At 73.6% G+C, this 25,239-nt stretch carries 18 protein-coding genes; 11 read left to right on the top strand and 7 right to left on the bottom strand.

Annotated features, from left to right (window positions below):
• Positions 1 to 9: 9 nt before the first annotated feature.
• Together ACWY4P_RS07925 and ACWY4P_RS07920 are read right to left on the bottom strand one after the other, a co-directional pair.
• Positions 10 to 246, bottom strand: coding sequence for a DUF397 domain-containing protein (locus ACWY4P_RS07925; protein WP_456209460.1), 237 nt, complete (start codon positions 244 to 246; stop codon positions 10 to 12).
• Positions 247 to 1,107 (bottom strand): helix-turn-helix domain-containing protein, encoded by an 861-nt coding sequence (locus ACWY4P_RS07920; RefSeq protein ID WP_456209458.1) that lies wholly within the window; start codon positions 1,105 to 1,107, stop codon positions 247 to 249.
• 128 nt (positions 1,108 to 1,235) lie between these two features.
• Here ACWY4P_RS07920 and ACWY4P_RS07915 point away from each other — a divergent pair, with 128 nt between their 5' ends.
• Positions 1,236 to 1,640, top strand: coding sequence for a hypothetical protein (locus tag ACWY4P_RS07915; protein WP_456209457.1), 405 nt, complete (start codon positions 1,236 to 1,238; stop codon positions 1,638 to 1,640).
• Positions 1,641 to 1,742: 102 nt separating this feature from the next.
• Here the strand turns inward: ACWY4P_RS07915 and ACWY4P_RS07910 are convergent, their stop codons facing one another.
• Together ACWY4P_RS07910 and ACWY4P_RS07905 are read right to left on the bottom strand one after the other, a co-directional pair.
• Positions 1,743 to 3,659: an aminotransferase class I/II-fold pyridoxal phosphate-dependent enzyme gene (locus ACWY4P_RS07910; protein ID WP_456209456.1), complete on the bottom strand. Its 1,917-nt coding sequence runs from the start codon at positions 3,657 to 3,659 to the stop codon at positions 1,743 to 1,745.
• 150 nt (positions 3,660 to 3,809) lie between these two features.
• A complete protein-coding gene (locus tag ACWY4P_RS07905; RefSeq protein ID WP_456209454.1) occupies positions 3,810 to 6,170 on the bottom strand; it encodes an ATP-binding protein in 2,361 nt (786 codons plus the stop codon).
• 163 nt (positions 6,171 to 6,333) lie between these two features.
• Here ACWY4P_RS07905 and ACWY4P_RS07900 point away from each other — a divergent pair, with 163 nt between their 5' ends.
• From ACWY4P_RS07900 to ACWY4P_RS07870, 7 genes are all read left to right on the top strand, one after another.
• Complete coding sequence (locus tag ACWY4P_RS07900) at positions 6,334 to 8,463, top strand: ATP-binding protein (RefSeq protein ID WP_456209453.1); 2,130 nt, start codon at positions 6,334 to 6,336, stop codon at positions 8,461 to 8,463.
• A 324-nt stretch (positions 8,464 to 8,787) separates the two neighbouring features.
• Entirely contained in the window at positions 8,788 to 8,982 is a 195-nt protein-coding gene (locus ACWY4P_RS07895; protein WP_456209452.1) for a DUF5999 family protein, read from the top strand.
• 77 nt (positions 8,983 to 9,059) lie between these two features.
• Positions 9,060 to 9,497 (top strand): ATP-binding protein, encoded by a 438-nt coding sequence (locus ACWY4P_RS07890; protein WP_456209450.1) that lies wholly within the window; start codon positions 9,060 to 9,062, stop codon positions 9,495 to 9,497.
• Between the two features lie 284 nt (positions 9,498 to 9,781).
• Entirely contained in the window at positions 9,782 to 12,724 is a 2,943-nt protein-coding gene (locus tag ACWY4P_RS07885; protein ID WP_456209448.1) for a helix-turn-helix transcriptional regulator, read from the top strand.
• 59 nt (positions 12,725 to 12,783) lie between these two features.
• A complete protein-coding gene (locus ACWY4P_RS07880; RefSeq protein ID WP_456209447.1) occupies positions 12,784 to 15,561 on the top strand; it encodes an AAA family ATPase in 2,778 nt (925 codons plus the stop codon).
• On the top strand, positions 15,551 to 18,370 hold the full coding sequence (locus tag ACWY4P_RS07875) for an ATP-binding protein (RefSeq protein ID WP_456209445.1): 2,820 nt from the start codon (positions 15,551 to 15,553) through the stop codon (positions 18,368 to 18,370). Before ACWY4P_RS07880 ends, ACWY4P_RS07875 begins: the two co-directional genes overlap by 11 nt.
• A 479-nt stretch (positions 18,371 to 18,849) precedes the next feature.
• Positions 18,850 to 19,425, top strand: a complete 576-nt coding sequence (locus ACWY4P_RS07870; RefSeq protein ID WP_456209444.1) for a LuxR C-terminal-related transcriptional regulator — start codon at positions 18,850 to 18,852, stop codon at positions 19,423 to 19,425.
• A gap of 15 nt (positions 19,426 to 19,440) precedes the next feature.
• Here ACWY4P_RS07870 and ACWY4P_RS07865 read toward each other — a convergent pair whose 3' ends face one another.
• Positions 19,441 to 20,349 carry a MerR family transcriptional regulator gene (locus tag ACWY4P_RS07865; RefSeq protein ID WP_456209442.1) on the bottom strand — a complete coding sequence of 303 codons (909 nt, stop codon included), beginning with the start codon at positions 20,347 to 20,349 and terminating at the stop codon, positions 19,441 to 19,443.
• A gap of 39 nt (positions 20,350 to 20,388) precedes the next feature.
• Between ACWY4P_RS07865 and ACWY4P_RS07860 the strand changes: the two genes are divergently transcribed.
• Entirely contained in the window at positions 20,389 to 21,138 is a 750-nt protein-coding gene (locus ACWY4P_RS07860) for a maleylpyruvate isomerase family mycothiol-dependent enzyme (protein ID WP_456209441.1), read from the top strand.
• Positions 21,139 to 21,203: 65 nt separating this feature from the next.
• On the opposite strand, the gene ACWY4P_RS07855 is transcribed toward ACWY4P_RS07860, so the two are convergent.
• Positions 21,204 to 21,926, bottom strand: coding sequence for a peptidoglycan-binding domain-containing protein (locus tag ACWY4P_RS07855; RefSeq protein WP_456209440.1), 723 nt, complete (start codon positions 21,924 to 21,926; stop codon positions 21,204 to 21,206).
• 157 nt (positions 21,927 to 22,083) lie between these two features.
• Between ACWY4P_RS07855 and ACWY4P_RS07850 the strand changes: the two genes are divergently transcribed.
• Positions 22,084 to 23,328: an FAD-dependent oxidoreductase gene (locus ACWY4P_RS07850; RefSeq protein ID WP_456209438.1), complete on the top strand. Its 1,245-nt coding sequence runs from the start codon at positions 22,084 to 22,086 to the stop codon at positions 23,326 to 23,328.
• A gap of 45 nt (positions 23,329 to 23,373) precedes the next feature.
• On the opposite strand, the gene ACWY4P_RS07845 is transcribed toward ACWY4P_RS07850, so the two are convergent.
• Entirely contained in the window at positions 23,374 to 23,748 is a 375-nt protein-coding gene (locus tag ACWY4P_RS07845) for an RNA-binding S4 domain-containing protein (protein WP_456212849.1), read from the bottom strand.
• 85 nt (positions 23,749 to 23,833) lie between these two features.
• On the opposite strand from ACWY4P_RS07845, the gene lpdA reads away from it, so the two are divergent.
• Entirely contained in the window at positions 23,834 to 25,234 is a 1,401-nt protein-coding gene (gene lpdA, locus ACWY4P_RS07840; protein WP_456209437.1) for a dihydrolipoyl dehydrogenase, read from the top strand.
• Positions 25,235 to 25,239 lie beyond the last annotated feature (5 nt).

Raw genomic sequence — 25,239 nt, 5'->3', positions numbered from 1 at the left:
GCGGGTGCGTCAGGAGACCAGGAAGTCGGCCTTGCCGGCCTTGGCGCCCTGGATGAAGGCGATGATCTCGCTGCGGGTGTAGATCAGCACCGGGCCCTCCGGATCGGTGGACTGACGGAGCGCGACCCGGCCGTCGTCCAGCTTCCTGGCCTCGACGCAGTTGCCGCCGTTGCCGCCGCTCCACGGCTTGTGCCAGCCCTCGGTGCCGAGGTCGGCCGCGCGCATGCCGTTGTAAATGCGATCCATTCAGTGCTCCTTGCGGAAATCGCGGAGGATTTCCTTTGTGCGTCGTGCGGTTGCCGCCTGGGCCGCCATGCGGTCCAGGACCTCCAGATGGGAGGCCACCTCGACACGTTCGTCGAGGTAGACGGCGCCGGTCAGGTACTCGACGTAGACCATGTCCGGCAGTTCGGGTACAGCGAAGCGGAAGAGGACGAAGGGCCCGTAGGTCCCCGGGTGGTGTCCCGAGGAGAACTCCGCGATCTGCAGGGTGACGTTGGGCCGCTCGGTGGCCGTCAGCAGCCGGTCGATCTGCCCCCGCATGACCTCGGGGGTGCCGACGGGGCGGCGCAGCACGGTCTCGTCCATCACCACCCACAGATGCGGGGCGTCCTCGCGGGTGAGCAGCGTCTGGCGCTCCATGCGCAGGGCGACATGCCGCTCGGACTCCTCGGCGTCGACCTGGCCGACGGCGCCGGTGCGCATGATCGCCCGGGCGTAGTCCTCGGTCTGCAACAGGCCGGGGATGAAGTGCGGCTCGTACGCGCGGATGACCGCGGCCGCGCCCTCCAGGCTGACATGCACGCTGAACCAGTCCGGCAGGATGTCGTGGAACCGCTGCCACCAGCCGGGCCGGTTGGCCTCCTCGGTCAGGGCGATGAACGCCTCGGCCTCGCCGCCGGTGACACCGTAGGCGTCCAGCAGCATCCGCACATACGGGATTTTCAGGGCGACTTCGGCGGTCTCCATCCTGCGGATGGTGGCGGGGGCCACATGCAGCACCTTGGCGGCCTGCTCGCGCTTGAGATCCGCTCTCTCCCGCAGGTCCCGCAGGCGCTTGCCGAGGACGACCTGGCCCACGGTCGGGGCGGACCGCGGTTCACTCACTTCTACCTCCCGCAGCTGATGCCCGAAGTGTGTCATGCCCTGAATGGAGCGGACACACTGCACTTGCGACTCTGCACTTTTCAGAGTGCCTCTTGCCAAGTGCACGAGGCGTTACGCATAGTGGCGTCGTGATCCCGTCAACTCCCGCGGCGCCGCCCAGGCCCGGCTGTCGACAGCGTCTGGAGCTGCCGCCCACGCTGTTCGCCGACGCCGGATACGACGCCATCGCCCTGCCGGAGCGGCATGGACATCAGGTCATGGAGCTGCTGCCCAGGGCGGGCTGTGTCTACTCCGCCGCCGGCCGATGGTGGTGGATCGTCCCGCCGCGGTCGGACTGTGGGCTCAACTGGCCCGCGATCGCTCTGTATTCGGTCGGCGCGGTGGTGCCCGACGCGCCGGAGCGGCCGGACCTGGTGGCCGAGGCGCCCCGGCTGATCCACCGGCCCGAGGGCACCGTGCCGTACACCCACCCGCTGGTGCTGCACATCGCCGTGTGCGCGGTCGCCGGAATCTCCCCGGCCTGGCCCGGCTAGGCCCTGTCCGGGGCCGTAACGTCCCGTCCGGCCCCGTTCAGGGGCTGTGTCTCGCCCGGCCGGGGCCCGTCCGTGGACGGGCCCCGGGGCCCGTGCCCGCCGTCATGAACCGTTGTCGGTCTGCAGATACGCGGCGGGGCGCGGATAGCGGCGCAGGGCGCCCCCGCCGGGCGGGTCGTCGCTGTCGATGGAGGGACGCGCCGCGGCCGGAGCGGCCGGGGCCGGGTCGGGTATGGAGTCGGTGACGACCGTCGGCATGTAGATGAGGGTGTCGTCCATCGACATGTCCGCCCCGACGGCCGCCGGGTCCGGCGCGTAGACCGTCATCCGGCCGCCCGAGGGCTGCTGTTGCGCCGTTGGCCCGGGCTGGGGCTGCGCGGGCTGCGGCGCGCTCGGCTGCGGCGACTGCTGCAAGGCCTGCTGCATGGCCTGGAGCCGGGCGTAGGCGCCCGTCGTCTGCTGGGCCTGGAAGGGCGGCATCTGGCCCGCGGGGGTGTACGCGGCGGGGGTCAGCTCGGCCATCGGCTGCGCCTGGGGCTGCGGATAGGCCGCGGACATCGCCTGCTGCGCCGCGTACACCCCATAGGTGTCCTGCGTCGTCTGGAGCGGGGTGGCGGGGTACAGGGCCGGTTGTTGCTGTTGCTGTTGTTGCTGCGCGGAGTGGAGCAGCAGCTGGAGCTCGGACTGCGGCTGCGGCAAGGCGTACGAGGGCTGCTCCGGCAGGGCGTACGAAGGTTGCTGCGGCAGGGCGTACGAGGGCTGCTGCGGGAGCGCGTACGAGGGTTGCTGCGGCAGCCCGTACGGAGACTGCTGCGGCAGGGCGTACGAGGGCTGCTGCTCCAGCGCGTAGGACGGCTGCTGCTCCAGGAGGGGCTGCGGGGCGTACCAGGCCGTGCCGTACAGCACCGTGCTCAGCCCGGTCAGCAGCCGCTGCACATCCGGCTGGGAGCGCACCACCAGCCGCATGAACTGGCTGTTGCTGCCCAGCTTGTTGCCGCATTCGCGGACCAGCACGCCGTGTTCGGACAGCAGCCGGTCACGCACCTGGGCGCCGTCGGCGCCCTCGGGGAGCTTGACGAAGACGAAGTTGCCCTGGGAGGGATAGACCGTCAGCCCGGGCAGGTTGGCCAGCTGAGCGGTCATCTCCTGCCGGTCGCGGCTGAGCATGCGCAGGCTCTGTGCGTACTCCGGCTGGTATCGCTTCAGCATGAAGACGATGACCTCGGCGAAGGAATTGAGATTCCATTTCGGCAACCGGGAGCGGATCTGGACGGCGAGCGCCGGATTGGCGACCAGATAGCCGAAACGGACCCCGTGCAGGCCGAAGTTCTTGCCGAGGCTGCGCAGCACGATGACGTTGGGCCGCAGCACCGCCTCGTCCACGACGCTCGGATAGGCCTCGGCGTCGGCGAACTCCAGAAAGGACTCGTCGATGACGATCAAATCGAGGTCGGCGAGGGCGTCCATCATGGCGACGACGGCGTGCCGGGGCAGCAGTCCGCCGTCCGGGTTGTTCGGGTTGCAGATCACCGCGACCCGAGACCCCCGGGACCTCACGAAGGAGACGAAGGCGTCCGGGTCGAGCCGGAAGCCGTCCATCTCCGGGAGCTGGAACATGTCGACGCGCTTGCCGGTCTCCATCGGCTGGTCGGTCCACCGGCCGAAGGTGGGGATCGGCACCGCCAGGCTTTCCTTGACCATCAGGTGGTCGATCCAGGTGATGAGCTCGGTCGAGCCGTTGCCCATCGCCATGGTCTGCGGTTGCAGCCCGAGCAGGCTGGCCAGCTCGGCGGTGATGGTGTCCGCCGAGCTCGGGTAGTACGTGAGGATGTCCCGCAGCCGGACCGCCAGCACCGCGAACATGGCGGGCGTGGGGAAGTACGGGTTGCAGGGGATGCAGAAGTCGACGACGTCTTGGCCCACTCCCGCGCGGGAGAGCGAGAAATACGACGGGCTGTGGTTGGTGCCACGGAACAGCTCCATGGCATTACCGGAATTGCCGACTGCGGCAACAGTCACAGCAGGACCTCCTCGGTCACGGGGCCGTGCGGACACGACCGTTGCTGCTCTGTCTCCAGAGCCTGCTGCATGATCCCTCAAACGTTGGTCCACTGAGGATTTTCGTGGGGTGTTTGAGAAGTTCGGGACAAGGGAACAAGTGAGCGGTTATCATTCCGCCTCAACATCCTGTTCGGACCAGTTCTGTCCGGCGGCCCAGACTGCCACCTGAGCCCGCGAGTTGAACCCGAGCTTGCTCAGAATATGCTCGATATGGCCCTCGGCGGTGCGCTGGGCGATCACCAGCGCGGCCGCGATCTCCTTGTTGCTCAGCCCCTGCGCCACCAGTCGCGCGATCTCGGTCTCCCGCGGCGTCAGCGGCGAGGGCTGCTCGCCCTCTCCGGCCGGGGCCCGGGTGGGCAACTGGTCCTGGAGCGCGTAGGCCAGCGCCTCATCGTAGGTGAGCCGGGAGCCCTCCTTCACGGCCGCCTGGAACGCCTGCTTGCCCAGGGCCCGGCGGGCGTCCGCCTCGCAGGCCTCGTGATAGCGGACGAGGTGGCCGTATCCGGACAGCGGGGCGCCGATGGTCTGCCAGATGTTCCGCAGGGCGCCCAGCAGCCTGGCGGCCCGCTGGTAGCGGCTCTGCGAGGCCGAGATCCAGGCCAGCACCTCCAGATTGACCCCGACCCCCAGCGGGTCGTCCAGCGAGCGGTTGAAGGTCAGGCTCTCCCTCTCCAGGCCGGCCGCGCGCTCATGGTCGCCCTGGCGCCACACCTCGACGCCGAGCGCCATCGTCGTGTACGCCCGGTGCCAGCCCTCCCCGTACGCGTCGCACACCGCCAGCGACTCCTCGCCCACCGCGATGGCGCGCGGTGAGTCGCCCAGGAAGGAGTGGGCCAGGGAGAGCCGGATGAGCGCGAGCGCCAGCCCCACCGGGTCGTCGGCGGCGCGATGGCGCGCCACGGCCTCCTCGTACAGCCCGATCGCCGGCTCGGAGTCGCCCCGGTACATGGCGATCATCCCGGAGTAGAGCGCGACATAGCCGAGGATCGCGTCCTGCCGCAGCCGGCCGCCGAGCGCCCGGCACTCCTCCAGCATCGCGGCGGCCGCGTCGATGTCGGACTGGATGATGGCCAGCCAGCTGTCGGTCCACAGCGCGCGGGCGCGCACCTCGGTCGGCCCGGGGCACAGGGCCAGGCCCCGGTCCAACCAGCCGCGCCCCTCGGCGAGGTAGTAGCTGGTGATCCAGTGGTAGAGCAGGTCGGTCGCGATACCGAGCCCGGCCGGGGCCTGCCCGGGCTCGGTGAAGCTGTACTCCAGCGCGGCGCGCAGATTGGCGTGTTCCCGCTGGAGCCGGGCGAACCACGGCACCTGCGAGGGGCCGAACAGCTCCGCGCGCGCCGTGGCCGCCAACCGCTGGTAGTAGTCCTGATGGCGGCGCAGCCGCACCGTCTCCTCCCCGGCCGCGGCGAGCCGTTCCCGCCCGTAGTGGCACAGCGTGTCCAGCATCCGGTACCGCACCGCCTCCGGGTGGTCCTCCCGGATCAGCACCGACTTGTCCACCAGCCCGGCCACCAGGTCCAGCACCTCCTCGCGGTCGATGCCGTCCCCGCCGCACACCGCCTCGGCCGCCTCCAGATCCAGGCTCCCGGCGAACACCGAGACCCGGGCCCACAGCAGCTGCTCCTTGTCGGTGCACAGGTCGTAGCTCCAGTCGACGAGCGCCCGCAGCGTCTGATGGCGCGGCAGGACCGCCCGCGAGCCCGTGGTGAGCAGCCGGAACCGGTCGTCCAGCCGGTCGAACAGCTGTTGTACGGACAGCGCCCGCAGCCGCACCGCCGCCAGCTCGATGCCCAGCGGAATGCCGTCCAGCCGGCGGCAGACCCGCTCCACCGCGTCCCGGTTGGCCTCGGTGACGGCGAACCCGGGCAGGATGGCGCCGGCCCGCTCCACGAACAGCCGCACGGCGTCGCACTGCGCCAGGGCCGCGATGGACAGCCGGGGGCCCTCGGCGTCCGGCAGCGCCAGCGCGGGAACGGGCAGCGTCTGCTCGCCGGTCGTGCCCAGCGCCTGTCGGCTGGTGACCAGCACGCGCAGCCGGGGGGCCTCGCGCAGCAGCCGGCCGGTGAGCAGCGCACACGCCTCCACCAGCTGCTCACAGTTGTCCAGCAGGATCAGCGCCTGCTTGTCCCGCAGATGGTCGACCAGGGCGTCGACCGCGGGCCGGGAGGAGTGGTCCCGCAGTTCCAGCGCCTCGCTCACGCTCTGCGCCAGCAGCTCCGGGTCGGCCAGCGCGGCCAGCTCGACCAGCCACACCCCGTCCGGGAACGCCCGGCGCGCGTCCTCGGCCACCCGCAGCGCCAGCCGGGTCTTGCCGACCCCGCCCACCCCGGTCAAGGTCACCAGCCGCGAGGCGGACAGCAGTCGCTTGACCTCGGCCGTTTCGTGCCGACGTCCCACAAAACTCGTCACCTCGGCCGGCAGCCTTCCGGTGTGCCGCCCGTTCGAGGTGTCTGATGCCACCGCGCTCATGGATGCCTCGAACCAGTCCCGGCCGACGGGCCGCGGACGCCGTCGAGCGTGCCGACCGGGCCGACGCTTCCAGGCTATGCCCTGGACTTTCCGGGGCGCGCAGGGCCCGGGGGAATGACGCGGGGCCAGGAGAGGATGGCGGGGAGCAGGCAGAATAGTGGTAATGCGTCATTTGAGCCATATGGTTGGGCGGGCGAGCGAGCTGTCCGAGGCCCGGAGGTTGCTCGGACGTACGCGGCTGCTCACCCTCACCGGCGTCGCGGGGGTGGGCAAGAGCCGGCTGGCGCTGAGCGTGGCCGACCTGGTGCGCGGGGACTTCCCGGACGGCGTGTGGACGGCCGAACTCGCCGCGCTGGAGGACCCGAGCCTGCTCCCGCAGACCGTCGCGAGCGCGGTGGGGCTGCGGGACCAGGCCGCCCGGCCCGCGGTGGAGGTGCTGGGCGACCAGCTGAGCGGCAAGCGGGCGCTGCTGGTCCTCGACAACTGCGAGCACCTGGTGGAGCCCTGCGCGCTGCTCGCCGACCGCTTGCTGCGGCGGGCCCCCCGGCTGTGTGTGCTGGCCACCAGCCGCGAGCCGCTGCGGGTGGAGGGGGAGGCGGTCCTGTGGGTGCCCGCGCTGCCCGTGCCCGAGCCGCACCGGCGGCACAGCCCCCAGGCGCTGGTCCGCTACCCGGCGGTCCAGCTCTTCGTGGCCCGCGCGGCGCGGGTGTCGCCCTCGTTCACCCTCGACACGCACAACGGCGACGCTGTGGCCCTGCTGTGCGGGCGGCTGGACGGCCTCCCGCTGGCCATCGAACTGGCCGCGGTCGGGCTGCGGACCCTCAGCCCCGAGCAGGTGCTGGAGCAGCTGGACCAGTGGCTGGAGCCCGCGGGGGAGGCGCCCGCGGCGGAGGAGCCCGCGGCGGAGGAAGCCGCAGCGACCCGCTCCCGCCACGAGAGCCTGGGCGCGGCCGTCGACTGGAGCTTCGACCTGTGCTCCCCGGGCGAGCGGACCCTGTGGGCCCGGGTGTCGGTGTTCGCCGGGGACTTCGGCCTGCGGGCGGCGGAACAGGTCTGCTCCGGCGACGGCGTCGACCGCGAGGACGTGCTCGACCTCGTGGCCGGGCTGGTCGACAAGTCGATTCTGGTGCGGGAGGAGCGGGGCCACGAGGTGCGCTACCGGCTGCTGGAGACGATCCGGAAGTACGGCCGGGCGCGGCTGGCCGGATACGGGCAGGCGGCGGCGTTGCGGCGGAGCCACCGCGACTGGTACCGCGACCTGGTGCGCGAGGCCGAGGGGGAGTGGCTCACCCCACGGCAGGAGGAGTGGCTCACCCGGCTGCGCGGCGAGCTCGCGAATCTCCGCGCGGCCCTGGAGTTCTGCTGCGCCGAGCCCGGCGAGGCCCGCGCGGGGCTGGAGATCGCCGCGGGGCTGTGGCCCCACTGGATCTGCGGCGGCAGCCTCGGCGAGGGCCGCCACTGGCTCGAACAGGCGCTGTGGCTCGCCCCCGAGGACACCGTGGTCCGCGGCAAGGCCCTGTGGGTGGACGCGTGGCTCGCGGCGCTCCAGGGGGACACGGCCTCGGCGCTGCCCCGGCTCGACGAGTGCCGGGAGCTGGCCCTCCGGCTCGGGCACGAGCCCACCCTGAACCGCGCCACCCAGCACCGGGGCGCCCTCGCGCTGTACGAGGGAGACTTCCCCCGGGCGATCCGCCTCATCGAGAAGGCGCTGGAGGGCCATCGCGCGGCCCGCGACCGCAACGGCATGATGACCGCCCTCTACCAGCTGACCATGGCCTGCGCCCTGTCCGGCGACGCCCGCGCGTCGGTCTACGGCGAGGAGTGCCTGGCGCTGTGCGAGGCCGCCGGGGCCCAGTGGGCCCGCTCCTACGCGCTGTGGGCGCTCGGCCTGCACACCTGGCACCGCGGCGACCGGCGACGCGCGACCGCCCTGGTGCGGGACGCGCTGCGGACCCGCTGGGCGGTGCACGACGGGTGGGGGATGGCGCTGTGCCTCGAGGTGCTGGCCTGGACCGCGGCCTTCGGCGGGCAGCCCGAGCGCGGCGCGCGGCTGCTGGGCTCGGCGGACGCGATGTGGAGCTCCCTCGGCGCCTCGCCCTCGGGGTTCCGGCACCTGGCCGCCGTGCACGACGAGGTCGCCGCCCGGCTCCGCGCCGACCTGGGAACCCGCGCGTACGCCGCCGCGTACCGGGCGGGGGCGCGGCTGACGGCCGACGAGGCTGCGGCCACCGCCCTGCACGACCCACGCCGCCCCCACCCCCACGGCCGCCGCGCGGCCTCGGCCGGCGCGTGAGCCACCGACCCGACGCGGGGTGGGTCCCGAGGGTCCCGTCGGACCGTCGACCGCAGCGCGGCGTCGGTGGGTACGCCGGCCTTCGCAGGGAGATCTCCCCGCCGCGTGGTGACCGGGGGTCCTTGAGGCCGCAGGGGCGCCTCCGGGGCCGTGGCCGCCGGGGCGAGCCCGCCGAAGCGGCGGCGGCCGGGGGCTCCGCCGCCGCGGATCGGGTACCCATGCGGGGATTTCTCCCCTCCCCGGGAGATGTGGCCGGACGCATGCTGGTGGTCGTCTCGATTCCGGATTCCGCCGGAAGTCGGCGGAAGATCGAAGGCCTCAGCCATGTGTGATCATCAGCCCCCCTGTCCGCCCCCTGACGCCTCCGACCACGACTCGGCGCGTCTCGTGGCCACCCACCCCGAACAAGGGTGGAGCCTTCTGTGCAATGGTGTGGTGATCTTCGCGGACACGGGTGAACTGCTCCCCGACGGACGCGTCATCCCCGCCCCCCGTACCTGTCCGGACCAGGCCGCATGAACTCCCTCAGCTGCCGCTGGGCGGTGGCCCCTCCCGCAGTGGCCGTGGCCCCGCCGCCAGGTACCCTCCGGCGGCCGGTGCGGCGTGGTGCCCGCGTCGCCGACCGGGGGGTCTCCTGGGTGTTGCCGCCCCATCCCTCCTCGGTGCCGAGCGCTCGTCGGCTGGTCCTGTCGCAGCTGGCCGTATGGGCGCTCGCCGGGTCGGCGGAAGACGCCGAGCTGCTGGTCAGCGAGGCGGTCACCAACGCGCTGCGGCACACCGGCGGGGCGGTCCGGCTGACGCTGTGCCTGTGCCCCGCGGAGGACGCGCTGCGCTGTGAGGTGGAGGACGCCGACCCCACGCCGCCGCAGGCGCGCCAGGCCTGCGACGACGACGAGGGCGGCCGAGGCCTCTACATGATCGATCTGCTGGCCCGCTGCTGGGGCAGCCACCGGACGGGGGCGGGCAAGACCGTGTGGTTCGAACTGCACGTCCGCCCCGGCGCCAAGGGACGTCAGAACCCTGACGACAGGTGACCCACGACGAAAGGAGATGCCATCGGACGGTACAGCGCATACACGCACTCCGTGATGCCGAACGGCCCGGGGACCGGAAGGTGAGTGCCCTCCACCGCGACTTCCGTCCCCGGGCCTCGACATGTCCGCGCCCGCCGTGGCGCGAACACCGATTCCGGAAGACATCACCAATCACTGTCGTATCGGTTGATCACCTTCGTATCACTCGTGTAGTCTCACAATCGCAGTGAGTAGCACACTTTCCGGCTTATCGCAGCGAGTTGGGGCGCGAGGGGGCTACTGTGATGGACCGGACCGGCGACTCCTGGTTACCCGACACTCTGATCGGGCGCGCCCGCGAGCTGGCGGCGCTGGGGGACCATGCCGAGGCGGCGCGCTCCGGACGCGCCGGTCTTGTGATCCTGTCCGGCCCGGCCGGTATCGGCAAGACCACTCTGCTGCACGCCTTCGTGAACGGCGGGGCGTGCCAGGGCATGACGGTGCTCCATGGCCGGTGCGGCGAGGTCGTCACCAACGCGGGCTACGGCGGCGTACGGGCTCTGTTCGGCCGCTTGGGGCTCACCGAGGCGGAGGCCGAGGCCGAGACCGGGGCTGAAGGCGGTCACGAATTACCGCTGCTGAAGGGCAGCGCCCGCCGCGCGCTGCCCGCCCTGCGGCCCTCCCCCGGAGGAGAGGAGCCGGGCACGGCCGCGAACGTCTACCCCGTGCTCCACGGGCTCTACTGGCTCGCGGTCAACCTGACGGCGCGCGGCCCGCTCGTACTGGTCCTGGACGACGCGCACTGGTGCGACGAGCGGTCGCTGCGCTGGATCGACTTCCTGCTGCGCCGCGCGGACGACCTGCCGCTGCTGGTGGTGCTGGCCCAGCGCACCGAGGCCGAGCCGGCCGCCCCCGGCGCGCTCGAGGACATCGCGGCCCAGCCCCGCTCCACGGCGATCCGCCTGGAGCCGCTGACCGACGAGGGGGTCGGCGAGATGGTCAGGCGGGTCTTTCCGTCGCCCGACCATGTCCTCGACACCGCCTTCGTCGAGCGTGCCGCGGCCGTCTCCGGGGGCAACCCCCTGATGCTCGCCAAGCTGCTCAGCGAACTGCGGTCCCTGGGAGCATCGCCGGACGAGAAGGGCCTGGGCGCGGTCGCCGAAGTGGGCCAGGGCGTGGTCGCGCTGTCCGTGCGCGCCCTGATGGGCCGGCTGTCCCCCTGGGTGCGCGATGTGGCCACCGCGATCGCGGTGCTCGGTGAGGAGGAGGCGGAGCACGTCGGGGCGCTGGCCGGGGTGCCCGCCGCACTGGTCGAGGAGGCGGTGGCGGCGCTGCGGCGCGCCGAGGTGGTGGCTCCCGACCGGGTGGACCTGGTGCACGACGTGGTGCGCTCGGCGGTGCTCGACTCGTCCGCGGCCGAGGAGCTGGGTGAGCTGCGGGCCAGGGCGGCGCTGCTGCTCAGCGACGCGGGGCGGCCCGCCGAGGAGGTCGCGGGCCAGCTTCTGCTGGTGCCCGTCGTGGACCAGCCCTGGATGCGGCGGGTTCTGCGGGAGGCGGCCGCGGGGGCCGAGAGGCGGGGCGCCCCCGAGGCGGCGGTCCGCTATCTGTACCGGGTCATGGAGGCGGAGCCGCACAGTGTCTCGGCGCGCGCCCAGCTGGCCAGGTCGCTGGCGGAGATCAACCCGCCGGAGGCCATCGCGCTGCTGGAGGAGGCGCTGGCGCTGGCCGTGGACGTACGGGTGAAGGCGACCCTCGCCGTACAGCTGGGGTTGGCCTGTCTGACCGTGCAGCGGGCGCCCGTCGCCGTACGGGTGCTCGGCGAGGTCCTGGACGCGCTGGAGGCCGAGCTGGGGTCCGACCCCCACCCCGATCCCGCAGCCCGCGAGCTGCGCGGCCTCGTGCAGTCGGTGCTGCTGATCACCGGGTGCGACGAGAAGGCGACGATCACCGCCGTCCGTGCCCGTTTCGCGCGGATGGCCGCCCCGGCCGGGGACACCCCGGCGCAGCGCCAGACGCTGGCCATGATGAGCGTTCTGACGGCGATGGCCGGCCGCTCGGCGGAGCGGGCGGTACGTCAGGCCCGGCGCGCGCAGCGGGCGTCGGACGCCGCGACCGGCACCCTGCCGATGGTCTTCTCCGCGTTCACGCTCGGCCTCGCCGACGACGCCCGGGGCTCGTTGGAGGCGCTGGACCGCGCGCTGCGCTACAGCCAGGAGAACGCGGCGGTGTGGACGTATGTGCTCGCGCTGTCCTCCCGTGCCCTGATGCTGCACGCGATGGGCGAGATCCCCGACGCCCTGGCCGACGCCCAGACCGCGGTGGAGATCACCGCCGAGGAGCGGTGGAGCGGCAATGTGACCATGCCGCAGACGGCGCTGGCCACCGCGCTCATCGACCGCGGCGAGCCGGAGCGGGCCGAGGCGCTGCTGGAGCGCATCGCCCGGCCGAACCTGGACGGTTTCGTGCTGGAGTACCACTGGTATCTGATGGCGCGGGCGCGGGCCCGGTGGGCGCTGGGCGACGGCGAGACGGCGCTCGGCCTGCTGCTCGACTGCGGCAGGTCCCTGGAGGAGGCGAAGTTCACCAACCCGGCGTTCGCGCCCTGGTGGGCCGAGGCGGCCTGTCTGCTCGCGGAGCTGGAGCGCCCCGAGGAGGCCGCCGACCTCGTCGAGTGGGGCGTCGGGCTGGCCCGCCGGTGGGGGACTTCCCGCGCGCTCGGGCTGGCCGCGCTCGCCCGGGGCGTGACCACCAAGGGGCGCCCGGGCGTCGAACTGCTCGCCGAGTCGGTCGAGCTGCTGTCCCGGTCGCCCGCCCGGGCCGAGCACGCCCGGGCCGAGTACCTGCTGGGCGGGACGCTGCTGGAGGCGGGCGACCCGCGCGGCGCGCGGGAGCATCTGCGGACCGCCGCCGACCTCGCCTGGCGCTGCGGGGCGCTCGCGCTCGCCAAGGAGGCCCGGCGGCGGCTGGTGGCCTCCGGCGGCCGGATGCGGGAGATCACCACCTCGCCGGTCGATCTGCTGACCGGCATGGAGCGCACGGTCGCGGGCCTCGCCGCGGCCGGGGCGGGCAACCGCGAGATAGCGGAGTCGCTGTTCGTCACGGTGCGCACCGTGGAGATGCATCTGACCAGCGTCTACCGCAAGTTGAGCGTCGGTCACCGCGCCGAGCTCGGCGCGGTGCTGCGCTCCCCGACCGCCCCGGGCGCGCAGGCGCCCGCGTGGGTCTCCGCGTCCCGCGGCAGGCGCTGAGCGGTGAGACCCGGCGATCGGGCTCGCCCCGACTATAAACGCGGTGTATAGTGCGCGCCATGCAGCTCCCCGGGCTCCCGCTCCTCGGGCGCGAACCTGAGCAAGAGGTCCTGGCCGAGGCCGTCAGCGGCCTGAGCGCGCGGCGCCCGGCGGTGATCACCCTGGGCGGGCCGGCGGGCTTCGGACAGAACGCGCTGCTGCGGTGGGCGGCCCGGCTCGCCGAGGACCGCGGCCTGCGTGTGCTGCGCGCCCAGGGCGCCCCCGGCGAGAGCGATCTGCCGTACGCGGCGGTGACACAGCTGCTGGGATCGCCCGCCGACGCCGTACCCGGCGGGGACCCGTCCGGGCGCGACGGGCCGTTACCGGGCCTGGCCGAGCTGCTGCGCACGGCCCGGGACCGGCCGACGCTGCTGGCCGTGGCGGACCTGCAGTGGCTGGACCCGGACTCGCTGCACTGGCTCCAGGCACTGGTGCGGCGGCTGCCCGGGGCGCCGGTCATGGTGCTGGCCGGCGCCACCGGCCCCGTGCCTCTGTCCGACGGCGCCCCGGGGCCGGTCCCCGTTTCCCCGCTGTCGCGCACCGTTTCCCCGCCGGCGCTCGGTGTGTCCCGGCTGGTGCTTCCGCCGCTGGGCCCCGCCCAGGCCGCCGTCGCGGTGACCCTGGTGTGCGGCGGCCAGGGGCAGGAACGGTTCACCGCGGTGGCGGCCGAGGCCACCGGGGGCAACCCGGCGGTGCTCCACGACGCGCTGCGCCGCTTCGGCGACGCCGGACACGAACCGGCCGACGCCCGGATCCCCCAGCTGCGTGCCATCGCGGCCGCCGCCACCGCCGACCACGCCACCCGCGCGCTGCGCGGTCTGCCCGCCCCGGCGGTCGCGGTCCTGCGTGCCCTGGCCGTCTGCGGCGACCTGCTGGACTTCCCCCTCGTATGCACCCTCGCCCGGCCGCGCCCGGAGTACGAGGCGGGGCTGCGCGAGACGCTGGAGGCGACCGGGCTCACCGCCTCGGGCAGCGGAGCGGCGCCGCGGCTGACCGGCCCGGAGGTCCGGGCCCGGGTGCTGGAGGAGATGCCCGCCGACGAGCGGGCCGACCTGTACGCGCGCGCCGCGGAGCTCGCCCACCGGGCCGCCGTGGACGACGCGGACATCGCCCGGCTGCTGCTCGCCGCCCGCCCGATCGGGGAGCCCTGGGCCGTCCACGTACTGCGCGGCGCCGGCGCCGACGCGCTGCGCGCCGCCGACCACGGCCACGCGATCGCCTGTCTGGCCCGCGCGCTGGAGGAGCCGCTGGACCGCGAGCAGCGGGCCCGGCTGAGCCTTCGGCTCGCCGCCGTCGAGGTGCTGGACGCGCCGGAGGCCGGGGACCGCCGGTTCGCCCAGATCCTCCGCTCACCGGGTGCCGAGCTCGCCGGGGCGCGGTTGCGCGCCGCGGACCTGGCGCTGGCCCGCGGCGGCGCCGACGTCGTACGCCGGGCGCTGACGGACGCGCTGCCCGCCGCGCGGGACGGCGAACGCAGCTCCCTGATCGCCCTGTTCTGGCTCGCCGAACTGGGCCGCCACGACGACACCGACCTGCTGCTGCACGAGGTCCCCCCGCTCCCCGCCCACCCCACCTCGCCCGCCCAGGCCGGGGCGCGCGCCTGGCAGCTGGCCCTGCTCGGCGAGGACCTGCTCACCACCAGAGCGCTGGCCCGCAGCGCCTTCGCCGGCCCCGCCGACGAGGGTGGGCTGTTGCTGCCCCGGCTGGCGGCGTGCCGGGCGCTGTGCCTGGCAGACGAGATGGACGAGGCCGGGCTGCGGCTTGACGCCCTGCTCACCGAGGCGCGGCGCGGCCACGCCCGCGCCGCCGCCGCGCTGGTGCTGACCGGGCGCGGCGATCTGAACCTGCGCCGGGGCCGGCCCGATCTGGCCGAGCGGGATGTCGCCGCCGCCGAGCGGGCCCTGCCGCACACCCACCTGCACCCTCTCTACGCCCCCTACGCGCGGGCCGTACGGATCCTCGTCGCGCTGGAGAGCGGCGACCGCAAGCAGACCGCGGCGCTCATGGCCCTGCCCGACCCCGACGCGTCGTGGAACAGCATGGCGGGGGCCCATCTGCTGTTCGCCAGGGCGCTGGTGGACATCGCCGACGGCAAACCGGTCGAGGCGATCGACCTGCTGCTGGCCGCCGGCCGGCGGCTGCTGCGCCTGCAGTACCTCAACCCGGCCCTGCTGCCCTGGCGTTCCATGGCCGCCCGGGCCTGCCACGCACTCGGCCACCACCAGGAGGCACACCGGCTCAGCCGCGAAGAGCTCGCGCTGGCCCGGCGCTGGGGCGCGCCGAGCGCCGTCGGCTGGGCCGAGCTGGGCGTCGGACGGGTGGCCCGCGACGGACGGGCCACCAGACTGCGCGAGGCCGTGCGCACCCTCCGCGCCACCCCCGCCCACATGGCCTACGCCGGGGCGTTGATCGAACTGGCCACGGTGGAGCTGGACGCCGGGCGTCGGAAGGCCGCGGAGCCCCTGATCGCCGAGTTGTCCCGGCTCACCTCGGCCCAGCCCGGCAGCAGGTTGGCCGCGCGGGCGCGCGCACTCGCCCAGCGGCTCGGCAGACCGCCCTGCGCCGCGGGCCGCGGCCTGCCCGCCGCCTGGGCCGTGCTGTCCGACGTCGAGCGGCGGACCGCCACCCTCGCGGGCCTCGGGCACGGCAACCGGGACATCGCCGACACGCTCTCGGTCACCACCCGCACGGTGGAGCTGCGGCTGAGCGGGGCGTACAAGAAGCTGCGGATCAGCGGCCGGGCCGAACTGCGTGAGCTGGTGCGCTCGATGGAGGGCTACGACACGGATGTTGCATGAGCGGGACGTCGAACTGGCGCAGATCACCGGCGCGCTACGGGCCGCCCGCGAGGGCGGGCCCTCCCTCGTCCTGCTGACCGGCCCGCTCGGCATCGGCCGGTCCGCGCTGCTCCAGCAGCTGCCCGCGCGAGCCGTGAACGAGGCCGAGGGCGTGCGCGTGCTGCGCGCCAACGCCGCCCCGGTGGAACAGGACTTCGCCTTCGGCGTGGTGCGCCAGCTGTTCGACAGCCTGCTGGCGGGCGCCCCCCGGGAGCTGCGCGAGCGCTGGACGCGCGAGAGCGCAGGCTTCGCCCACCTGGCCCTCGCCGACGAGGCCATGCCCGTGGACGACCGTCCCACCGCCGCTTACGAGCCGGTGCTCAGGGCCTTGCGCTCGCTGCTGGAAGGCGTCTGCGCCGACGGCCCGCTGCTGATCCTGGTGGACGACCTGCAGTGGGTGGACACGCCCTCGCTGCGCTGGCTGGCCTACCTGGCCAAGCGGCTGCGAGGGCTGCGCGCCGTCCTGGTGTGCACCCTGCGCGACGGGGAACCCCGCGGACGGCACCCCCTGCTGAGCGAGGTCGTCGAGGCCGCGACACACCGGCTGCGCCCCCGCCCGCTGTCCTCCGCGGCCACCGCGGAGTTGATCCGCGACCACTTCGGCGAGCCGGGCGACGAGGAGTTCATCCACGCCTGCCACGAGACCTGCGCCGGCAGCCCGTTGTCGCTGACCTCCGTACTGCTGGACCTGGCGGCGGCCGGTCACCGGCCGACCGCCGACCGGGTCGGCGCGGTCCGCGCGGCGCGCCCTTCCGACCTGCGCGAGCGGCTGGCCAGATGCGTACGCCTACAGCCGCGGCCGGTACGTGACCTGGCCGCCGCGATCGCGGTCTTCGGCGACCAGGGCGACTCCGTACTCGTCCCCCGGCTGGCCGGCCTGGACCCGATCGACTTCGCGGCGGCGCTGCGCGCCCTGCACGCGCTGGGGCTGGCGGCCGACGAGCGGGAGCCGCGGTTCGTCCACCCCGTCGTGGCGGACGCCGTCCAGTCCTCGCTGGCCGTCGCGGAGCGGGAACGGCTGCACGACCGCGCGGCGGAGCTGCTGTACCGCGCCGGGCGCTCCGACGAACGGGTGGCCGCCCAGCTGATGGCGGGCGTCACCTCCCGCCACCCGTGGTCGGTGGACGTGCTGCGGGCCGCCGCGGACGTGGCGCTGCGCCGGGGCGCTCCCGAGGCCGCCGTACGCTACCTGCGGCGCGCCCTGCTGGACGGCTCCCTGTCGGGCGAGGGCCGGGCGCGGCTGCTGATCGACCTGGCCACCGCGGAGCGCGGCCTCGACCCGGTGGCGTGCGAACGTCATATCTCCCAGGCGATCCCCCTGCTCCCCACGGTCGGCCACCGGGCCGCCGCGGCGCTGCGGCTCACACCGGCCGTCATGGGTCTGACGCGTCCCTCGGCCATCGACCTGCTGCGGCAGGTCGCCGAGGAGCTCGGCCCGCCGGACGCGCTGGAGGGAGCGACGCGCGAGGTGGCCCTGCGGCTGGAGGCGCGGCTGCGCCAAGGCGGCATCGACGACCCGGCTGAGCTGGCCTCGGCGGTGGAGCGGCTGTACGGGATGGGGGAGGAGCCGCCGACGGCCACGGCCGCCGAGCGCGAACTGGTCGCGGTGCTGGTCAGCGCCGCCACACTCACCTGTGGGCGGCCCGCGGCCGAGGTCACCCGGCTGGCGAAGCGCCTTCTGGAGCGCGAACCGGTCGCGTCGGCGCGGGTGTACTCCGCGCTGCCGTTGGCCACCGTCGCGCTGGTCGCCGCCGACTCCGCCGACGCCGTCGGCTCCTGGCTGTCCGTCGAGCAGCGGATCAGACGGCAGGACGATGCCACGGTCGCCGACGGGTTCGGCCATCTCGAGCGGGCGATGGTGCTCATGGCGCGCGGCCGGCCGGTCCTGGCCCACGCCCACGCCGAGCGCGCCCTGCGGCTGTCCGAGGCCCACTGGCACGAACTCGGCGTCCCCTCCACCGTCGCCCTCATCCGCACGGCCCTGGAGATCGGCGACCCCGCGCTGAGCGAACGGGTTCTGGAGGACGCATCCCGGCGCACGTCCTCCTGCCTGCCCCTGGCGGCGGCGGTGCAGTTCCTCGGCGCGTCCGTGGACGCCCACCGCGGCCGCTGGGCAGTCGCCGTGGAGACCCTGATGGCCTGCGGCCGCCGGCTGGAGGCGGCGGGCTGGCGCAACCCGGTGCTGTTCCCGTGGCGGCTCCGCGCGGCCGGCCTGTACCAGCGGCTGGGCGACATCCGCTCGGCGCTCGCGCTCGCCGAAGAGGACCGGCTGCGGGCCGAGGAGTGGGGCGCGCCCATCGCCATGGGCCGGGCGCTGCGGCTCAAGGGCACGCTGATGGGCGGCGAGACGGGCGATGATCTGCTGCGCGAGGCGGTCGGCGTGCTGCGCGGCTCGGCCAACGAACTCGAACTGGCCCGCTCCCTCCTGCTGCTGGGCCGACGCCTCGAAGGCCGCGCCGAGGCCGAGGACATGCTGCGGGAGGCCGCGGCGCTGGCCGCCGAGTGCGAGGCGCCGTGGCTGGTCGAACGGGCCCGCGGCGACGGCGGGGACGGCACCGTAAGGCTGGAGGACGCGCTGACCCGCACCGAGCGGCGGGTGGTGGCCCTGGCCGGCCGCGGGCTGACCAATACGGAGATCGCCGGGGAGCTGGGCGTGACGTCCCGTGCCGTCGAGAAGCATCTGACGAATTCTTATCGCAAGCTGTCCGTATCCGGGCGGCGCGAACTCATCGCCGCCCTGCCGCGGCTGCAAGCGGTCAAAGGCAGTTAACGCTGCTAATGCACGGCCGTCCGGCCGTGTCCCCTCGTGCTTGCCACGGTGCGACCGCGACCCGAAGTGCGGCCGATGTCCCCGCACCCGGGGCGGCGGACGGACATGTCTCGGCGAGGCAACCTGTTGGCCAGGTCAGAGCGTTGACATAGGTTCGGTGTGCCTGGTGGGGACACCGAACCGAACCACCGAAACCGCGGCCCGAGGACCGAACCATCCGCCGTACGCACCACAGGATTTGCGGCGCGCCGCCAGTGGACGTTGACTCCCGTGTCCGGGGCTACCTAGTCTCCGAACCGGAATATTAAATTGCACGACCACTATTTCGTTCCCGCTTTTTCCGGGGAACGGATCCCTGAAGGGACGGCAGGCCATTGGCGATTCCCGCGCCCGCAGACACAGCGATATCCCACGACGCAGGACGTGATCAGCTCGAGTACGCCGACCTCCTCGGGCAGTTCGACCAGCCAGGCGCGTGTGTGGCCCGCCTCGACGCCAACCTGCTCGTCCAGCAGGCGAACCAGGAGTTCTTCCGGCAGTTCGGAGGCTCCTCCACGGACTTCTGCGGCCGCGCCTTCTGCGACCTGGCCCATCCGAGCCTGCGGCAGCCGCTCAGGCACCAGTTCGCCCGGCTCGTCGACGGCAGCCGCCGCCGGTTCGCCACCCACGTCGTCGCCGTCGCGGCCGAGGGCACGGCGTTCACCAGTGCGCTCACGGCGGTCCCGGTGCGCGGGGAGACCTCCCGCGTCGCCTCGATCCTGGTCGTGATGCGCTCATCCGCCGCCTCCGAGGACGCGGACGTCGTCACCCAACACAAGAAGGTCATCACCGAGATCGAGGCGCGCATCCTGGAAGGCATCGCCGCCGGGGTCTCGACCATCCCGCTGGCGTCCCGGCTCTACCTCAGCCGCCAGGGGGTCGAGTACCACGTGACGCGATTACTGCGTAAGTTGCGGGTCCCCAACCGGGCCGCCCTGGTCTCCCGCGCCTACTCCATGGGCGTGCTCGAAGTGGGCTCCTGGCCCCCGAAGGTGGTCCGGGACTTCGTCAAGTGATCGCCCGCTCGCTGCCTACGCCACCGCGCGGTCGAGCGAGTCCAGCAACCAGGAGTGCGCCTCGCCGACGGTGACGGCCTCGCCCGTGACATCGCCGACGAGTTCCCAGTAGCGGCGCAGGCCCGGGCTTCGGTCGACCGCCGCGGTGCGCAGCAGGGCGCGCCGGAACGCCGGGCTGTCAGGCGTGCCCCGCGTTGTCGCGTGCACCTCGACGAACCGGTCGAGCAACGGGCCGGGGCCCGGCCGCTCGCCCGCCCGCACGCGTGGGCGCGCGAGCTCGCACGCTTCGCCGATTCCCCGGTCCAGCAAGGCGTTCCGGTAGGCGATGAACTCTTCACCGGTACGTGCGCGTGCCCAGATCTGTTGCCGGAGCCGGTGGTCGTCGACGATCGCGACCAGCGTGGCGTAGGCGACCACCTGCTCGGGAGTGGGGTCGTCAGGTGGCTCGGGGACGCTGACGGAGAGGAACATGCCGGCCCCGTCCTCGGGCATCGAGGGCAGGGCGAGGCGGCTCCAGAACGCCTCGAGGACATGCTGTGCCGCCCGGCCGTCGGTGACCGCGGCCAGCAGTTCCAACCTCGCGGCCCGCTCGGCCGGTGCCGCTTGCTCGACCGCCCGGAGCGAGGCGCGGCGCCAGGCCAACGCGGCCAGCTCGACGTCGATCTTCGCGCGTTCTCGCGCGGCGGCTTCGGCGACGGATCGCCGACCGCTGAGCACGGCGTCGATCGCCGTCAGCCCGAGTCCGAGCGCTCGCAGCCGGCGCAGCAGCGTCAACCGTTCGACCGTGTCCGTGCGGAAGCGACGGTGCCCACCGGTGCTGCGGACCGACTCGACGAAGCCCTCGTCGCAGTAGAAGCGGATCGTGCGCACGGGCACGCCGGTCCGCTGTGAGAGCTCGCCGATGGACAAGGTGTCCTCGCGCACTTGAACCTCCACCCGGGTGGAGTTCCTACCGTACGCGGCATGACACAGCCTCATATCGACCGGCTGGCCTCGGGCCTGCTCGTACAAACCGCGGCGTTCGCGGATGCCGTGGACGGAACCGACTGGGACGCTCCCGTGCCGACGTGCCCTGAGTGGCGGCTTCGGGTCCTCGTCGGACACCTCGGGCAGGCGTCGCGCTGGGCGGCGGGAATCGTTCGTGGCGGCTCGGCCGACGGCATCCCTGATCCGCGTGAAGCGGTGCTCCCGCAGGACTGGCGGGCATGGCTGCTCGCGGGGGCTTCGGAGCTTGTCGAGGCGGTGCGGGCGGTCGGTCCTGGCACGGAGGTATGGACGGTCGCCGGGCCGGGACCGGCATCGTTCTGGCTGCGGCAGGCGACGCACGACACATCGGTGCACGCCGTCGACGCCGCGTTGTCGGCCGGTGTGGAGTACGCCCTCGAACCCGACCTGGCGGCCGACGCGGTGACCCAGTGCCTGGAGCTGCTGTCCTCGCCGGTGACCGCGGCGTTGAAGCCCGCGGTGGCTTCGCTGTGGGGTGCGGGCTCGATCGGGCTGCGGCCTTCCGAAGAGTCGATCGAGGGGTGGGTGATCACGCGCACGCCGACGGGGGTGTCGTGGCGGCGGGGCCAGGGTTCGACGGATGTCACGGTGACGGGTGCGGTGGAAGACCTGCTGTTGGTGCTGATGCGACGCCTGCCGCCGCAGCGCGTGGCGGTCGAAGGGGACGGGCGGCTGTTCGACCACTGGCTGGCCCACTCCGCGCTGTAGGCACGCTGACGGTCGGCCACCGTGCTGTGAGCGCCCCGGGCATGAACCCCGGCGCGGCTCGGGGTTCATGTGCGGGACTCCAGGTCGCGCCGGGTGTCGTCGCCGTACACCCCGTCCTCGTCGCCGCGTATCCCGTACCACAGCTGGAAGCGGGCCACGGCGGAGGCGAGGCTCTGGTCGTACCGGCCGTTGACCGACCCGCCCGCGTACACGTCCGGGATCCGCAGCAGCCGGGACTGGAGCTCGGAGACCTCGGGGCCGCTGTCCCCCAGGGACAGCACCGCGCCCTGGCCCTCCTGTTGTCCGGCGCCGGCCGGCGGGGCGGCGGACTCGGTGGGCGCCGCGGGCGACGCGGGGGCCGACGTACCGCGGGACGGGGTGCCGCCCCCCGGATCCGGCTGCGCCGCGGTGCTTCCGTCGGCGCCGGGAAGGAGCAGGACGAGCGCGAGGGCGAGGGCCGCCCCGACCGCCCCCGCGGTGGCCAGGGCGGCGGGGCGCGGCCGGCGCCAGAGCGGGGACGCGGCGGGGGCGGCGTGCCCGGCGGCGGAGTCCGGCGGCTCGGCGGCCGTCCGCAGACCGGGGTCGAACTCCTCGGTGTCCGCGTCGGCGATGTCGTCCGCGCGGGGTGGCGGCGGCTCGACCAGCGGGCGGAAGAGGTCCAGCTCCTCCATCCAGGCATCGGCCGGCGGGCCGCCCTCCCCGTCGGGCTTCGCGACCGCACGGAAGATCCGGGTCGGCTCGATCACCTGCCGCCCGGTGGGCTGTTCGGGATCGGTTCCGGCAGCCATACAGACCTCCTCCTGCGCACCGCGCCGTCAGGGCCGTCAGGACCCGTTGGAAGGAGATACGGACGGGAGCCCCGGGAGACTCAACCGGAGGTGTCCTTGCCGGCCGCGCCATTTCCTCCCCGGATACCGTGGCCGGGAGCCGAAGGGAGCGGAGACGATGGAACACACGAGGTGTTGTGTGGTGGGCGGCGGGCCGGCCGGGATGGTGCTCGGGCTGCTGCTGGCGCGCGCCGGGGTGGAGGTCACGGTCCTGGAGAAGCACGGCGACTTCCTGCGTGACTTCCGTGGCGACACCGTGCACCCGAGCACGCTGTCGCTCCTGGACGAACTGGGCCTCGCCGAACGGTTCGCCGCGCTGCCACAGCGGCATGTGCACACCATTCAGCTGCCGATCGGCCCGGGCCGCTCGCTGTTCACCGTGGGCGACATCGGTGCGCTGCCGGGCAAGTACAACTACGTCGCGATGGTCCCGCAGTGGGATCTGCTGAACCTGCTGGCGGACGAGGGCGAGCGGGAGCCCTCCTTCCGGTTGCGCATGAACACCGAGGCGACCTCCTTCCTCATGGAGGGCGGCCGGGTCGCGGGGGTGCGCTACCGCACCGCGGACGGGAGCACCGGCGAGCTGCGGGCCACCCTGACCGTGGCCTGCGACGGCCGGGGCTCGCTGGCCAGGCGGCTGCCCGAACTGGGGCTGCGGGAGTTCCCCTGCCCGATGGACGCCTGGTGGTTCCGGCTGCCGCGGCACGAGGGCGACCCGCGGGGGCTGGTGGGAAACGCCGGTGACCGCTTCCTGACCGCCATGATCGACCGCGGGGAGTACTGGCAGTGCGCCGCGCTGATCCCCAAGGGCACCGACGCGGCCCGGCGCGCGGCGGGTCTGGACCGGTTCATGGCCGAGTTCGCGGCGGTCGCCCCGTGGCTGGCGGACCGCACCCATGACCTGCGGTCATGGGACGAGGTGAAGCTGCTCGACGTACGGCTGGACCGGCTCCGGCGCTGGCACCGCCCCGGGCTGCTGTGCATCGGGGACGCGGCACACGCGATGTCGCCGGTGTTCGGAATCGGCATCAACCTCGCCGTCCAGGACGCCGTGGCCGCCGCCCGTATCCTCGCCGGGCCGCTGGCCGCAGGCGGCGCCAGGGGCAGTGTCGGGCTGCGGGAGGTGCGCGAGGTGCAGCGCCGCAGATGGCCGACCGCCGCGGCGGCGCAGGCGCTGCAGCGGACCGCCCATGCGCGGGTCATCGGGCCGGTGCTGGCCGGCCGCACCCCGTTCGGCGACGGGTCCCGGCCGCCCCGGGTGGTGCGGGTGCTGAACGCGGCGCCCTGGCTGAAGCGGGCCCCGGCGTACTTCCTGGCCTACGGAGCGCAGCGCGAGCACCCGCCCGCCGCCGCCCTGCGCTGAATCGGTTCGGCGCAGGCGGCGCGGCGCGGTGGCGGGCCCGGCCGCTCAGAGGCCGCGCAGCCGCTCCATATCGCGCCGGTCCCGCTTGGTCGGGCGGCCGGCGCCGCGGTCGCGATGGCCGACCTCGGCGAGCTCCTCGCGCGGTGGCGGGGGAGGGGAGTTGTCGACGAAGCACTCCGCCGCGACGGCCGCCCCGACCCGCTTGCGCACCAGGCGTTTCACCACGACGATCCGCTCGCGCCCGGCGTGGAAGAGCCGCACCTCGTCCCCGGGCCGCACGGCGTGGGCGGCCTTCACGCGATCCCCGTTGACGCGGACGTGGCCGCCGCGGCAGGCCGTGGCGGCCAGCGACCGCGTCTTCGTCAGCCGTACGGACCAGATCCAGCTGTCGACCCGTACCGGCGCCTCGTCTGAAGCCATACCTGAAGCCATGCCCTGACTCTATCGGCTCCGTCCGGGGCGATACGTCCTGCTTTATCCGGTATTGCTGTCTAAGGTGCGACGCATGAGCGCACACTTTGACGTCGTGGTCCTGGGGGCGGGCTCGGGCGGCTATGTCGCGGCGATCCGCGCCGCGCAACTCGGCCTGTCCGTGGCCGTCGTGGAGGAGCGGTTCTGGGGAGGGGTGTGCCTGAACGTGGGCTGTATCCCCTCCAAGGCCCTGCTGCGCAACGCCGAGCTGGTCCATCTGTTCACCAAGGAGGCCCAGACCTTCGGCATCCGGGTGGACGGGCAGGTGATCCTGGACTACCAGGTGGCCTACGAGCGCAGCCGCAAGGTCGCCGACGGACGCGTCAGGGGGGTCCACTACCTGATGAAGAAGAACGAGATCGCCCAGTACGACGGCCGGGGCACTTTCGCCGACGACCGTACGCTGCGGATCGACCTGGCCGCCGGGGGAGCGGAGACCCTCACCTTCGGCCACTGCGTGATCGCCACCGGCGCGATCACCAATCTGCTGCCCGGCACCTCGGTCAGCGAGCGGGTGGTGACCTACGAGGAGCAGATCCTCGACCCCGAGCTGCCCGAGAGCGTGATCATCGCAGGGGCGGGCGCCATCGGCGTCGAGTTCGCGTACATCATGCGCAGCTACGGGGTGCGGGTGACGCTGGTGGAGTTCCTGGACCGGATCGTCCCGCTGGAGGACGAGGAGGTCTCCGCGGAGCTCGCGCGCCGCTACCGCAGGCTCGGTATCGACGTCCTCACCTCCACCCGGGTCGAGGCGATCAACGACTCGGGCCCCTCGGTGAAGGTCATGGTGACCACGGGCGGCCAGCGGCAGACGCTACAGGCCCAGGCGGTGCTTCAGGCGATCGGTTTCCGGCCCCGGGTCACCGGCTACGGGCTGGAGAACACCGGCGTCCGGCTGAGTGACCGGGGCGCCATCGCCGTCGACGCGTACTGCCGCACCAGCGTGCCGCATATCTTCGCGGTCGGGGACGTCACCGCGCGGCTGATGCTCGCCCACGCGGCCGAGGCGATGGGCGTGGTCGCCGCCGAGACGATCGCGGGCGCGGAGACCATGGCGCTGGACTACGTGATGATTCCGCGGGCGACCTTCTGCCGGCCCCAGATCGCCAGCTTCGGCTGGACCGAGGCCCAGGCCCGGGAGCGGGGCTTCGACGTGCGGGTGGCGAAGTTCCCGTTCACCGCGAACGGGAAGGCGCAGGGCATCGGGGACCCGGTCGGCTTTGTGAAGCTCATCGGGGACGGCCGCCACGGCGAGCTGCTGGGCGCCCATCTGATCGGCCCGGAGGTCACCGAGCTGCTGCCGGAGCTGACGCTGGCCCAGCTCTGGGATCTGACCGCGCACGAGGTGGCGCGCAATGTCCACGCGCACCCCACGCTCTCCGAGGCGGTCAAGGAGGCCGTGCACGGCCTCGCGGGCCACATGATCAATATGTGAGCGGC

It is taken from the genome of Streptomyces sp. LZ34, from assembly GCF_053890475.1.
The sequence above is the reverse complement of the archived record's forward strand: the minus strand, read 5'-3'. Positions and strand labels throughout refer to the sequence as shown.